The sequence below is a fragment of the Enterobacter sp. ECC_219_Taxon_10 genome (assembly GCF_058354905.1).
Genome location: NZ_CM178005.1, coordinates 1,161,495 through 1,175,254 on the forward strand (window position 1 = coordinate 1,161,495; position 13,760 = coordinate 1,175,254).

Annotated in this window: 11 protein-coding genes; 3 read left to right on the forward strand and 8 right to left on the reverse strand. The window is 57.5% G+C overall.

All coding sequences use genetic code 11. From position 1 onward, the window contains the following. Positions 1–13: 13 nt before the first annotated feature. On the forward strand, positions 14–1,318 hold the full coding sequence (locus tag AC4ICF_RS05395) for an inosine/guanosine kinase (RefSeq protein ID WP_116341548.1): 1,305 nt from the start codon (positions 14–16) through the stop codon (positions 1,316–1,318). Between the two features lie 115 nt (positions 1,319–1,433). Here AC4ICF_RS05395 and ybaL read toward each other — a convergent pair whose 3' ends face one another. Together ybaL and AC4ICF_RS05405 are read right to left on the reverse strand one after the other, a co-directional pair. Next, positions 1,434–3,110 carry a YbaL family putative K(+) efflux transporter gene (gene ybaL, locus AC4ICF_RS05400; RefSeq protein ID WP_116341546.1) on the reverse strand — a complete coding sequence of 559 codons (1,677 nt, stop codon included), beginning with the start codon at positions 3,108–3,110 and terminating at the stop codon, positions 1,434–1,436. Positions 3,111–3,342: 232 nt separating this feature from the next. Continuing rightward, positions 3,343–4,563 carry an MFS transporter gene (locus tag AC4ICF_RS05405; protein WP_316380354.1) on the reverse strand — a complete coding sequence of 407 codons (1,221 nt, stop codon included), beginning with the start codon at positions 4,561–4,563 and terminating at the stop codon, positions 3,343–3,345. Between the two features lie 169 nt (positions 4,564–4,732). On the opposite strand from AC4ICF_RS05405, the gene ushA reads away from it, so the two are divergent. After that, entirely contained in the window at positions 4,733–6,385 is a 1,653-nt protein-coding gene (gene ushA / locus AC4ICF_RS05410) for a bifunctional UDP-sugar hydrolase/5'-nucleotidase UshA (protein WP_316380355.1), read from the forward strand. Between the two features lie 85 nt (positions 6,386–6,470). On the opposite strand, the gene AC4ICF_RS05415 is transcribed toward ushA, so the two are convergent. The 4 genes from AC4ICF_RS05415 to copA all read right to left on the reverse strand — a co-directional run bounded on the left by AC4ICF_RS05415 (position 6,471) and on the right by copA (position 11,800). Beyond that, on the reverse strand, positions 6,471–7,628 hold the full coding sequence (locus tag AC4ICF_RS05415) for a DDE-type integrase/transposase/recombinase (protein ID WP_316380356.1): 1,158 nt from the start codon (positions 7,626–7,628) through the stop codon (positions 6,471–6,473). Between the two features lie 150 nt (positions 7,629–7,778). Then, complete coding sequence (ybaK, locus tag AC4ICF_RS05420) at positions 7,779–8,258, reverse strand: Cys-tRNA(Pro)/Cys-tRNA(Cys) deacylase YbaK (RefSeq protein WP_163331038.1); 480 nt, start codon at positions 8,256–8,258, stop codon at positions 7,779–7,781. Positions 8,259–8,456: 198 nt separating this feature from the next. Further along, complete coding sequence (locus AC4ICF_RS05425) at positions 8,457–9,251, reverse strand: TraB/GumN family protein (RefSeq protein ID WP_166710300.1); 795 nt, start codon at positions 9,249–9,251, stop codon at positions 8,457–8,459. 50 nt (positions 9,252–9,301) lie between these two features. Next, positions 9,302–11,800 carry a copper-exporting P-type ATPase CopA gene (gene copA, locus AC4ICF_RS05430; RefSeq protein ID WP_316380357.1) on the reverse strand — a complete coding sequence of 833 codons (2,499 nt, stop codon included), beginning with the start codon at positions 11,798–11,800 and terminating at the stop codon, positions 9,302–9,304. Positions 11,801–11,908: 108 nt separating this feature from the next. Between copA and cueR the strand changes: the two genes are divergently transcribed. After that, complete coding sequence (gene cueR, locus AC4ICF_RS05435) at positions 11,909–12,319, forward strand: Cu(I)-responsive transcriptional regulator (protein ID WP_080328025.1); 411 nt, start codon at positions 11,909–11,911, stop codon at positions 12,317–12,319. Here cueR and AC4ICF_RS05440 read toward each other — a convergent pair. Then, the gene (locus AC4ICF_RS05440) at positions 12,316–12,768 is read right to left on the reverse strand and encodes an NfeD family protein (protein WP_116341534.1); all 453 of its coding nucleotides are present in this window, start codon (positions 12,766–12,768) and stop codon (positions 12,316–12,318) included. The genes cueR and AC4ICF_RS05440 overlap by 4 nt on opposite strands. After that, complete coding sequence (locus AC4ICF_RS05445; RefSeq protein WP_061099000.1) at positions 12,765–13,679, reverse strand: SPFH domain-containing protein; 915 nt, start codon at positions 13,677–13,679, stop codon at positions 12,765–12,767. Before AC4ICF_RS05445 ends, AC4ICF_RS05440 begins: the two co-directional genes overlap by 4 nt. Positions 13,680–13,760 lie beyond the last annotated feature (81 nt).

Sequence of the window (13,760 nt, forward strand, 5' to 3'; positions counted from 1 at the left end):
TACAGTTCAGACCATGAAATTTCCCGGTAAACGCAAATCTAAACATTACTTCCCCGTTGATGCCCGCGATCCGCTCCTGCAGCAAATCCAGCCAGAAAATGAAACCAGCGCGGCGTGGGTCGTCGGTATCGATCAGACGCTGGTGGACATTGAAGCGAAAGTCGATGATGCGTTTGTCGCCCGTTACGGTCTGAGCGCCGGTCACTCGCTGGTCATTGAGGACGACGTTGCCGAAGCGCTGTACCAGGAGCTGGTGCGCGAAAACCTGATTACCCATCAGTTTGCCGGCGGCACCATCGGCAACACCATGCACAACTACTCCGTGCTGGCAGACGACCGCTCGGTGCTGCTCGGCGTGATGTGCAGCAATATCGAAATCGGGGGCTACGCCTACCGTTACCTGTGCAACACCTCCAGCCGTACCGATCTGAACTATCTCCAGGGCGTTGACGGGCCGATTGGCCGCTGTTTTACGCTGATCGGCGAATCCGGCGAACGTACCTTTGCCATCAGCCCGGGTCATATGAACAAGCTGCGCGCGGAAAGCATTCCCGAAGAGGTGATCGCGGGCGCCTCTGCGCTGGTTCTGACCTCCTACCTGGTGCGCTGTAAGCCGGGCGAGCCGATGCCGGAAGCGACCATGAAGGCGATTGAGTACGCCAAAAAGTACGATGTGCCGGTGGTGTTAACCCTGGGCACGAAATTCGTGATTGCCGATAACCCGGAGTGGTGGCAGGCGTTCCTGAAAGAGCACGTCTCGATTCTGGCGATGAACGAAGAAGAGGCCGAAGCGCTGACCGGTGAAAGCGATCCGCTACTGGCGTCTGATAAAGCTCTGGACTGGGTGGACCTGGTGCTCTGCACCGCCGGCCCTGTCGGGCTGTATATGGCGGGCTTCACTGAGGAAGAGAGCAAACGCAAAACCCAGCACCCGCTGCTGCCGGGCGCGATTGCCGAGTTCAACCAGTACGAGTTCAGCCGCGGCATGCGCCATAAAGATTGCGTGAACCCACTGCGTATCTACTCCCACATCGCGCCGTACATGGGCGGGCCGGAGAAGATCATGAACACCAACGGCGCAGGTGACGGCGCGCTGGCCGCGCTGCTGCACGACATTACCGCTAACGCCTACCACAAAACCAACGTGCCGAATTCCAGCAAGCACAAGTTCAGCTGGCTGACCTATTCGTCGCTGGCGCAGGTGTGTAAATATGCCAACCGCGTGAGCTATCAGGTGCTGAACCAGCATTCACCGCGCTTAACGCGTGGGCTGCCGGAACGGGAAGACAGCCTCGAAGAGGCTTATTGGGACAGGTAAAAGAAGGCCCCTCACCCTGACCCTCTCCCCACAGGGGAGAGGGGATAGCACGGAACCGTCTTTTCTCCCTCGCCCCTGTGGGGAGAGGGCCGGGGTGAGGGGCGGCCGCACCAAATTACCCCGTAACAGCCTCTTCAGCCGGCGGTTTCGCCAGCAGCGTCAGCATCGTATTCGCAATTTCGCGCTCGCCCATCACTACCTGATTTGCACCGCGCTCGGTAATGTACTCCACCTCGTCGTCATAGTGCGCACGGGCGATAATCTCAATTGTTGGGCACTTTTCGCGCGCGGAGGCCACAATCTCGCCCGCTTCATAGCCGTTCGGAATCGTCAGCAATAGCCAGCGGGCACAGTCCAGATGCGCCAGCTCCATGATCTCTTCGTTCGCCGCATTGCCCAGCACCGCGCGAATACCGCGCTCGCGCAGTTCGTCGACGCGGGTGCGCGACGTTTCTATCACCACCAGCGGGATCCCTTGCGCCATCAGCTTCTCACCGAGCAGGCTGCCGACGCGGCCAAAGCCCACCAGCAGGGCATGGTTACAGATATCTACCGGGATCTGCTTCTCTTCCTCGATGGCCTCTTCAAGCGTTTGTTCTTCCAGCGTTTCGGTTTTATCGAGGTATTTTTCCAGCAGGGCAAACAGTACCGGGTTCAGCATAATCGACAGAATCGCTCCCGCCAGCACCAGATTTTGCCCGGCCTGCGGCAGCAGGTTGAGGGCCATACCCAGACCGGCGAGGATAAAGGCGAACTCACCAATCTGCGCCAGGCTGGCGGCGATGGTCAAAGCCGTCCGCGGGGAGTGGCCGAACATCCGCACCAGGAAGAAGGCGGCGAGCGACTTACCGAAGATAATAATCGCCAGCGTGCCCAGCACGGCCAGCGGCTGCTGAACCAGAATCATTGGGTCAAACAGCATGCCGACGGAGACAAAGAACAGCACGGCGAAGGCGTCGCGCAGCGGCAGGGTATCGTGCGCCGCGCGGTGGCTCAGCTCGGACTCGTTCAGCACCATCCCGGCGAAGAACGCGCCCAGGGCAAAGGAGACATCAAACAGCTCAACGGCACCAAACGCGATACCCAGCGCCAGCGCCAGCACGGAGAGGGTAAACAGCTCGCGGGAGCCGGTCGCCGCGCTGCGGGACATGATCCACGGCACCAGACGGCGGCCCACCAGCATCATGATGGCGATAAACGCCACCACCTTGCCGATGGTGATGCTCATGTCCAGCGCCAGCGAGGCGAAGCCGATGTTCTCTTTTTCCATCATTCCGGCGACGGCGGGCAGCAGGACCAGCGTCAGCACCATCACCAGATCTTCCACAATCAGCCAGCCGATCGCGATCTGCCCGCGCTGGCTGTCTATCAGTTGCCTCTCTTCAAGCGCGCGCAGCAGCACCACGGTACTGGCGGTTGAGAGGCACAGCCCAAATACGATGCCGGTCATCAGCGACCAGCCAAGCACTGCGGAAAGCGCCATCCCCAGCAGCGTCGCCACCCCTATCTGGGCGATCGCTCCTGGTATGGCAATCGACTTTACCGCCATCAAATCCTTCAGGGAGAAGTGCAGACCGACGCCAAACATCAGCAGGATCACGCCCAGTTCCGCCAGCTCAGGCGCCAGTTTGGTATCCGCCACGAAGCCTGGCGTGAAAGGTCCCGCCAGTACACCCGCTAACAAATAGCCGACAAGAGGAGAAATACGCAGCTTATTGGCAATCATGCCAAGGATAAAAGCGAGCACAAGTCCACCAACAATGGTGGTAATAAGCGGTGTGGCGTGGTGCATTCCGTCTCCTTTCGTGGTGGGTGTTCCATTTTTGGCGTGAATACCAAAAAGCCAGGTAATAGTTTATGACAATTTTTACCCTTATGTTTATGAATAATTGTTGAAGTTTGAATAAAACGGCAATATGCACGTAAAAAAGCGCATATTGATAAATTCAGTGAGGGGATAAAGAGGAAACCCTTATGGCGTAAGGGGGAAAGGTAGCCAAAGCAAAACTTTAGCTACCCGTAATTCAGGATTTATGACGGTTATCAGGCAGGAATATGGTTAACATCCCAAGAAGTGGCAGGAAAGCGCAGATTTTATAAACCAGGAAGATGCTGGTGTGATCCGCAACCATCCCTAACACCGCTGCGCCAAGCCCTCCCATGCCGAAGGCGAAACCGAAAAAGAGTCCGGAAACCATACCGATCCGGCCAGGCAGCAGCTCCTGGGCATAAACCAGAATGGCGGAAAAGGCGGAAGCGAGGATAAAACCAATAATCACGGTTAAAATCCCCGTCCATTCAAGGCTCGCGTACGGCAAAATAAGGGTAAACGGTGCCACGCCGAGGATAGAGCCCCAAATGACATATTTACGGCCAATCTTATCCCCCACCGGCCCGCCAATGAACGTACCTGCCGCAACGGCGAACAGGAAGGCAAACAGGTGGAACTGTGCGTTTTGTACCGATAATCCGAATTTTTGCATCAGATAAAAGGTGTAATAACTGCTGATGCTCGCCATATAGAAGTATTTCGAGAAAATCAGCACCAGCAGCACAGAGACGGCCAGGATAACCTTATTGCGCGGCAGGGGATTGATAACCTTTGCTTTAGGTTTCCCTTTATTTACGCGATGCTGAGCGGCATACCAGCGGCTGATCTGCGCCAGCACGATAATCGCCAGCAGCGCGGCCAGCACAAACCAGGCCACGTTGCCTTTGCCGTACGGGGCGATAATCACCGCCGCCAGCAGCGGGCCGAGGGAGCTACCGAAGTTGCCCCCTACCTGGAAGAGTGACTGCGCTAGCCCGTGACGACCACCGGAAGCCATACGCGCCACGCGGGAGGATTCAGGATGGAAGACGGACGAGCCGGTGCCCACCAGCGCCGCGGCAATCAACACCGTTTCAAAACTCCCCGCCATGGCCAGCAGCACCAGCCCGCTTAAGGTAAAGCACATGCCTATCGGCAGCGACCACGGCATCGGGTATTTATCCGTCCAGTAGCCCACCACCGGCTGTAGCAGCGAAGAGGCAAGCTGGAAGGTCAGGGTGATCATCCCGATCTGTACGAAGGTTAACGAAAACTCGGACTGCAGCAGCGGGTAGATTGCCAGAATCAACGACTGGATCATGTCGTTGAGCAGGTGCGAGAGGCTGATTGCGCCTAAGACTTTAAAAGAGGTGCGCGATGCTGGCGGCGACGCCGGCGCGCCCGGAACGGGCTGGGTTGATTCACTGATTGCCATAGAGAGAAGTACCACGTCTTTAGTTATTAGAGATGCAGGGTGTAATTATTATCCGACTAACATACCCGCGTGTGACATTTGAAGAAAGTCGCAATTCTGAAAACTTATTTGTCTATTCTTGTTAGTCACTGTAATTTTTGCCTTTGTCTATTGGTCAGGGAGAGAGAAGATGAAGTTAATGAAGCGAGGCGTCGCGCTGGCGCTCATCGCCGCATGGGGGCTGACAAGCCTGCCCGCGCAGGCGTATGAAAAAGATAAAACCTATAAAATCACTATTCTGCATACTAACGATCATCACGGCCATTTCTGGCGCAGCGAATACGGCGAATACGGCCTGTCGGCGCAAAAAACGCTGGTGGACGGCATTCGCAAAGAGGTGGCGGCCCAGGGCGGCAGCGTGCTGCTGCTGTCGGGGGGCGATATCAACACCGGCGTGCCGGAATCCGATTTACAGGACGCTGAACCCGATTTCCGCGGCATGAATTTAATCGGTTACGACGCGATGGCCGTGGGTAACCACGAGTTTGATAACCCGCTGAGCGTGCTGCGTCAGCAGGAGAAATGGTCCAAATTCCCGTTCCTCTCCGCCAATATTTATCAGAAAAGCACCGGCGAACGTCTGTTTAAGCCGTGGGCGCTGTTTAAGCGTCAGGATCTCAAAATCGCGGTCATTGGCTTAACCACCGACGATACGGCAAAAATCGGCAACCCTGAGTTCTTCACCGATATCGAATTCCGCAAACCGGCAGACGAAGCGAAGCTGGTGATTCAGGAGCTGCAGCAGAACGAAAAGCCGGACGTGATTATCGCCACTACCCACATGGGACACTACGATAACGGCGAGCACGGCTCCAATGCGCCCGGCGACGTGGAGATGGCGCGCAGCCTGCCGGCAGGCTCGCTGGCGATGATTGTGGGTGGTCACTCACAGGATCCGGTGTGTATGGCTTCCGAAAACAAAAAGCAGGTGGACTACGTGCCGGGCACGCCATGCGCGCCAGACCGTCAGAACGGTATCTGGATAGTACAGGCGCACGAGTGGGGTAAATACGTGGGTCGGGCGGATTTTGAGTTCCGTAACGGCGAGATGAAGCTGGTGCGCTATCAGCTCATTCCGGTCAATCTGAAGAAGAAAGTGACCTACCCGGACGGGAAGAGCGAGCGGGTACTTTACACGCCAGAGATTGCTGAAAACCAGCAGATGCTCTCCCTGCTGACGCCGTTCCAGAATAAAGGTAAGGCGCAGCTGGACGTGAAAATCGGCACGCTGAACGGTCGTCTGGAAGGGGACCGCAGCAAAGTCCGCTTCGTGCAGACTAACATGGGCCATCTGGTGCTGGCGGCGCAAATGGCGCGCACGAATGCCGACTTTGGTGTAATGAGCGGCGGCGGCATTCGTGACTCGATCGAAGGTGGAAACATTACTTACAAAGACGTCCTGAAAGTGCAGCCGTTCGGCAACGTGGTGGTGTATGCGGATATGAGCGGGAAAGAGGTCGTTGACTACCTGACCGCCGTGGCGCAGATGAAGCCGGACTCGGGTGCCTATCCGCAGTTTGCCAACGTCAGCTTTGTGGCGAAGGACGGCAAGCTCAGCGATCTGAAAATCAAAGGCGAGCCGGTCGATCCGGCGAAAACCTACCGTCTGGCGACGTTAAGCTTTAACGCCACCGGCGGCGACGGCTATCCGCACATTGATAATAAACCGGGCTACGTAAACACCGGCTTTATCGATGCGGAAGTGCTGAAGCAGTACATCGAGCAGAATTCGCCGATTGACGTGAACGCGTATGAGCCGAAGGGCGAGGTGAGCTGGCAGTAGGGCGGGTTGTTTTTTTGCCCGGTGGCGCTGCGGTATGACCGGATACAAAGGTGACAGATCAGACCGGGAACATAGGTAACACTTTTTAGTCTATCCGGAGCACACTCTGGGTTTTTCGGTCATAGTACGCAAGCGTTATTCCGTTAAAGATGATGGCCTCAAGGCCATCATCTTGTTCTTCCAGCATGATGTACTCATCAGTCAGCGCTTCACTCAGGAACACCGTCCCCTTTTTCCCCATATAGAGTGTCCCCCTCGATTTCACCCTGTAGACCGTACCTCCTTCCGGATAAGCATATTCAGGAACCCTGCCATCCCAGTGACGGCCTGAAGGCTTCCACACCGTTCCGGGCGTTGCACCCGCCAGGGCTTCATGCGGCCTTTCGTAGTTAAACTCTTCCCGGTAGTCACTGAACCACCGCTGTTGTTCTTCCATCGTCATGAAGGTGTTGCCCTGTTTCACTGCACTTTTCAGCGAGCGGTGCATTCGCTCATGACGGCCGTTTTCTTCCGGATGCCCCTTTCTGATACGTTCCGGTCTGATGCCCAGCTTTATCAGCCAGACTGCAAGGCGACTTAACCCGGCGATACCTGTTCCCGCGAACGGCTGACCATTATCCGTTCTCAGGACTTCCGGCAGACCGTACTCCAGGAACGCATCCGTCAGGCACTGCCTGACGAAGGGCTCGCTCTCCCGGTCCGTTCCCCGGCAGCTCAGAAGATACCGGCTGTGATTGTCGGTCAGGGTGAAGGGATGGCAGTATTCCCGGCTCAGCAGCCTGAACTTGCCTTTAAAATCAGCACTCCAGACCTGATTGTTCTCACTGATGATGGTCAGAGGCTGCCGATTACCCGGTGTTCTGCGTTTTCGCTTTTTATCCGGAACCAGGCCTTCACGCTTGAGGATATCGCCGATAGTGCTGGCAGCAGGTACGGTAAAATCGACGTGATGATTGAGCAGCCACATCCGCAGTTTTTTAGGGCCCCAGTCAGGGTGTTTTTGACGCAGGGCAGTCAGGTGTCCGGCAATATCATCAGGAACCGTCCGGGAGTGGGAGTGTGGTGCACGCGATCGGTCAGAGAGAGATGACAGGTCAGAGGGGTCAAAACGCTGAAGCCATTTATAGCCGGTTTTACGGCTGATGCCAAAAAGGCGGCAAAGAGCGGAGAATGAGTCCGTACCTGCATGGCAGGCACGGATAAAATCAAGGCGTTGCATAGGTCGGGTCTCAGTCCAGGGCATAGCGAGTCTCCTCTTCTATGCCAGTTATAACTGTTACCCATGTATCCGGTCTAAAGTGTTACCCATGTTTCCGGTTCATACCCTGCGCTTACCGGGCCTACGGGTCAAAATGTAGGCCGGGTAAGGCGTAGCCGCCACCCGGCTTTTCTTTTACTCCCGGCGCGCAATATCCGCAAACTTCGCGTCCAGCATTTTCGCCAGATCGCCCGCCGCCAGCTCGATATCCAGCCCGCGTTTGCCGCCGGATATAAAGATGGTTTCAAACTCCTGGGAAGGCGCATCAATCAGCGTCGGCAGGCGTTTTTTCTGTCCGAGCGGGCTGATCCCACCCACCAGATAGCCCGTGGTGCGTTGCGCAACTATCGGGTCGGCCATATCCACCTTCTTCGCCCCCAGCGCTTTGGCGACTTTCTTCAGATCCAGCTGTCCCGCCACCGGGGTAACCGCCACGGCGAGGTGCTTCATATCACCATTCACCGCGACCAGCAGCGTTTTATAGACCTGGTCAGCGTTCAGCCCCAGCTTTCGCACCACTTCATCACCAAAGTTGGTTTCGTTCGGATCGTGATCGTAGGTGTGGATCCGGAAAGAAATGTTGTGTTTTTCGAGTAATTTAACGGCGGGAGTCATAGCTATCCTTCTTACGACAGACAATTCATGCGGCCAGCATACGCCTGACGTTTGTCTAAAAAATAGCACCATCTTGCGCAATAGTGTTGGCAGTGATGGTCACTTTGAGCGACAATCGGCTCAGCCGAAGGTCACTTCGGTATAATAAAAACGATGAAATTCCTCTTTGACGGGCCAATAGAGATATTGGCCATTTTTTTATTTCAACAGCGACGGCAAATTCCCTTCGCCGTATAAATGCAGCGCCCCGACCGCCACCACGTATTCCCCCGCAGGTAAAGCATGCAGCGTCTCTCGCCAGGCTTTGTTGCGCGCATTCATCAGCACATCATACAGCGATTCGCTGAACGTCGACGGTAACGCCAGCTTACCGTCCGCGGGCGGTGCATCCAGCCACCAGCCAATCATGGTTTGCAGCAGGCGCGCGTTGGTGTGCCAGTGGGTGAGGGTATCATCCAGCAGCATCAGACCGTCATCAGGAAGCTGGCGCAGGAGCGCAATCTGGCTGTCCGTCCCTTCCAGCTCGATGATGGGCATACGGCGCGCCCGCGCCACGTTCAGTAGCTGATAATCAATGCCGTAATCACCGCGCAGGCCCAGACGCTGCGCCTGCGTGGCCTGCAGTACCATGGCAATTTGCCACAGCGGCAGGGTATCAATCATGGGGAGCGACACGCCAGTTTCATCCGCGACGCGCGTCAGTTCCGCAAGCTGGGCCTCATTCAGACGTTCCGCCAGTGGGAGATCGCTTTCAAGCCCGGCAAACGGCGACTCATGGCCGGAAATGTCCGCCTCGACGACCAGCGCGTCGGCGCGCTTCAGGCGTTTTATCAGACCGGGTGGCAGGGGTGACATCCCCTGCGTGCCCATATGGATGCTGCCGACCAGGTGAAGGTGTTGCCCACCCGGAAGCGTAATATCCATACCGGGCCAGTCATAGCGGCGGGGGAAGAGGGCGCGAAACGATGCTTTTATACGATTAAACAGACTCATACGCGCTCCATGACCGGAAAGGGTCATGCTAGCGCGTACGAGAACAAGGTTCAATCTTTCGGTTTAAACCGCAGCAGACGGTTGGCGTTGCTCACCACGGTGATGGACGAGAGCGCCATCGCAGCACCCGCAACAACCGGGTTCAGCAGGGTGCCGGTCAGCGGCCACAAAATGCCTGCGGCAACCGGGATACCGAGCGAGTTATAAATAAATGCCCCCAGCAGGTTCTGCTTCATGTTGCGCAGCGTGGCTTTCGAAATGGCCAGCGCATCGGCAACGCCCATCAGGCTGTGGCGCATCAGCGTAATGGCGGCGGTTTCAATGGCGACATCGCTCCCGCCGCCCATGGCAATCCCCACGTCCGCCTGGGCCAGCGCCGGGGCATCGTTGATGCCGTCGCCCACCATCGCCACCTGGCGACCCTGACTTTGCAGGTTCTTGATGGCGTCCGCTTTGCCATCCGGCAGCACGCCCGCAATCACCTCATCTATACCGGCTTCTTTCGCGATGGCGTTGGCGGTGGTCGGGTTGTCCCCGGTCAGCATCACCAGACGATAGCCCGCGCGGTGCAGTCGCTGTAAGGCATCCACGCTGTCCTGGCGAAGCGGATCGCGCACGGCCAGCAGCGCGGCAGCGTTGCCATCCACCGCCAGCAGAACCGGGGTGGAGCCCTGAGAGGCCTGCGCTTTCAGCTCATCTTCCAGCGCGGAGGTATCAACACCGTTTTCATTTAGCAGCGCCTGGTTACCCAGCAGCAGCGCGTGGCCGTCGGCTTCACCGCTGACGCCTAGCCCGCGCAGGGTGCGGAAATTGCTGACCTGCGGCAGGGCAGAAGCATTCGCCTTATCGAGAATGGCGCGGGCCAGCGGGTGGCTGGAACCCTGCTCCAGCGCGGCGGCAAGGCGCAGCGCGTCCTCTTCCGCAATGCCAGCGGTGCTCACGGCCACAACCTGCGGTTTGCCCTCGGTTAGTGTGCCGGTTTTATCAAAGACAATGGTATCCAGCGTGCTCGCCCGCTGCAGGGCATCTGCATCACGGACCAGCACGCCAAACTCGGCGGCGCGTCCGACGCCGGAGATAATCGACATCGGCGTCGCAAGGCCAAGGGCGCACGGACAGGCGATGATCAGCACTGTGGTGGCGATCACCAGGGTGTAAACAATCTGCGGTGCCGGGCCGAAGAAATACCAGATAGCCGCGCTCAGCAGGGCAATGCCGACCACCACCGGCACAAAAATGGCCGAGATTCTGTCAGCAAGCTGGCCAATTTCCGGCTTGCTGCTCTGCGCCTGGCGCACCATGCGGATGATACGCGACAGCGTCGTGTGGCTGCCGACGGCGCTGGCGGTAAACAGCACGCTGCCGTCCTGCACCACCGTGCCAGCATGAACGGCGTCGCCGTCTGATTTCTGCTGAGGGATAGGCTCGCCGGTCAGCATCGCTTCATCCAGCCAGGCTTCGCCCTGGGTTATCTTACCGTCAACGGGAACGCGATCGCCCGTCGTCAGGCGCAGCGTCATGCCGGGCTGAACCTCGGCCAGCGGGACGCTTTTTTCCCCGTCGTCCGTAACCACGCGGGCCGTCGGCGGGGTTAAATCGAGCAAGCGTTCCAGCGCTTTCGAGGAGCGCTGACGGGCGCGGGCTTCCAGCATATGGCCCAGGTTAATCAGGCCGATAATCATCGCGCTCGCTTCATAATAGAGATGCCGCGCTTCCATCGGGAACCACTGGGGCCAGACGTTCACGCTCATTGAATAGAGCCACGCCGCGCCGGTACCGAGCGCGACCAGCGTATCCATCGTCGCAGTGCGGTTTTTCAGACTCTTCCAGGCGCTGGTATAGAAATGCCCGCCTGCAAAGACCATGACCGCCAGAGTAATCAGGCCTATCGCCAGCCACAGCGTGCGGTTTTCAGCGGTGACCATCATGTTGTCACCCATCATGCCCCAGACCATCACCGGAATACCGACCAGCAGGGCAACGATTGCCTGCCAGCGGAAGCGCTTCATGGTGGCGATAGCCGTTTCCTGCTGGCGCTCGCGGCGCTCGGCATCGTCTTCGATGGCCTCCGCCCCGTAGCCCGCTTTCTCAACGGCCTGCACTAAATCTGCGGCGGAGGCACTGCCCATCACCAGCGCAGTACGCTCCGCAAGATTGACCCGTGCCTGCGCGACGCCCGGTACGGCCTGCAAGGCGTTTTGTACCCGAGAGACGCAGCTGGCGCAGCTCATGCCGTTGATCAGCAGCTGTTGGCTGTCATCAATATCATCAGCTGCCGGAAGCTCAGGAGTGGCCGCTGTCAGTGCTTCCGACGGGGATGATGACTCTGCCAGCGGTTTAGCCTTTGGGTGGCTTAACTCCGCCCCGTAACCGGCCTGTTTAATGGTATCAATCAGCGCATCGGCGCTGGCGCTGCCGGTTACGGCGGCATGATCGATAGTCACTTCAGCGCTTTCCACATCAGGACGCTGTTCCAGGCTTTCTTTCACGCGTTTGACGCAGTGGCCGCAGGAGAGGCCGTCCAGCGTAAGGTCGATAGTGTGAGACATAACAAAACTCCCGTATAATATATTGGTCAGTTGTTGACCGGAGTAACGCTTTTCGCTAACTGTTATGAAGGTTAAACCTTCCATCAAGGGGAAGGTCAAGGGGGAAATGTGAATATCAGTGACGTGGCAAAAAAAACGGGCTTAACCAGCAAGGCAATCCGCTTTTATGAAGAGAAGGGGCTGGTGACGCCACCGCTGCGCAGTGAAAACGGCTACCGCAGCTATACGCAGCTGCATCTCGATGAACTGACGCTGCTGCGCCAGGCAAGACAGGTGGGGTTTAACCTGGAAGAGTGCGGCGAGCTGGTTAACCTGTTTAACGATCCGAAGCGCCACAGCGCCGACGTAAAAAAACGCACGCTGGAAAAAGTGGCAGAGATTGAACGCCACATCATCGAGCTGCAGGCGATGCGCGAACAGCTGTTGCAGCTGGCGGAATCCTGTCCGGGGGATGACAGCGCCGACTGCCCGATTATCGATAATCTTGCCGGCTGCTGCCATCGCAAAACCCACGCTTAGCAGGCTTTCACCCGCAGCGTAATGCCTTCCACCGCAATGACCTCAACCTGTGTTCCGGCGCTGAGGTCGTTGTCGGCCACCACCGGCCACGAGCTGTCGCCCACGCGCATATGCCCGCGCCCGTTCACCAGCGCGGCGTCGAGCGTAAAGCGCTTGCCGATAATCTGCTGTCCGCGCTGGTTAAGATGCGCGTCCAGCGGTTTCTGCTCTTTTACCTGGCGGTTAAGCCAGCGCCACCACAGCCAGGCGGCGACCAGCGTCAGCACGGCAAACAGCGCGCCCTGCCACGCCCAGTCCAGAGGAAGGATCCAGACCAGCAGGCCAGTAATGACAGCGGCAACACCGCTCCAGAGCAGGTAGCCGTTGCCGCCCAGCATTTCCGCCGCCAGCAATAAGCCACCGAGGCTTAGCCAGAAGGCATGAGGATGTGCAACGATGAGCTCAATCATTTTTTACGCTCGTTTCCGCTGTCTTTGATCAGTTCGGCGATCCCCGCGATAGAGCCCATCAGGCTGCTGGCGTCCAGCGGCATCATCACCACTTTGCTGTTGTTCGCGGAGCCGATCTCTTTCAGCGCATCGGTATATTTTTGCGCCACGAAGTAGTTCACGGCCTGAATGTCCCCGGCGGCAATCGCCTCGGAGACCATCTGCGTCGCACGGGCTTCCGCTTCTGCGGAACGTTCACGCGCTTCCGCCTGTAAAAACGCGGACTGACGGTCGCCTTCGGCTTTCAGGATCTGCGACTGTTTTTCCCCTTCCGCTTTGAGGATCTCCGCCTGACGGACCCCTTCGGCTTCCAGAATATAGGCGCGCTTGGTGCGCTCGGCCTTCATCTGGGCGTTCATGGAGGCGATAAGCTCAGCCGGCGGGCGCACGTCGCGGATCTCAATACGGGTAACTTTGATCCCCCACGGGTTCGTGGCCTCGTCGACAATGTGCAGCAGGCGGGTATTGATGCTGTCGCGCTGGGAAAGCATCTCGTCCAGCTCCATCGAGCCGAGCACGGTACGGATGTTGGTCATGGTCAGGTTGACGATCGCCAGCTCCAGGTTGCTCACCTCATAGGCCGCTTTCGGGGCATCAATCACCTGAATAAAGCAGACGGCATCAATGGTGACGTTGGCGTTATCTTTGGAGATCACTTCCTGAGAGGGGATATCCAGCACCTGTTCCATCATGTTGATCTTGCGACCAATTCTGTCCATGAACGGGATAATCAGGCTTAAGCCGGGCTGCAGCGTGTTGGTATAGCGGCCGAAGCGCTCTACGGTCCACTGATAACCCTGCGGGACAATTTTGACGCCAGCGCCCACGATAACCAGCGCAACGAATATAAGGACGGGAACAACGATGAGCATAAAAACCTCCTGTTTTGCATGCTTTGGTGAGAAAAAGAGCGTGTTTGCTATTCGTAAGTATATCGGCTAATGGGCTAAAAT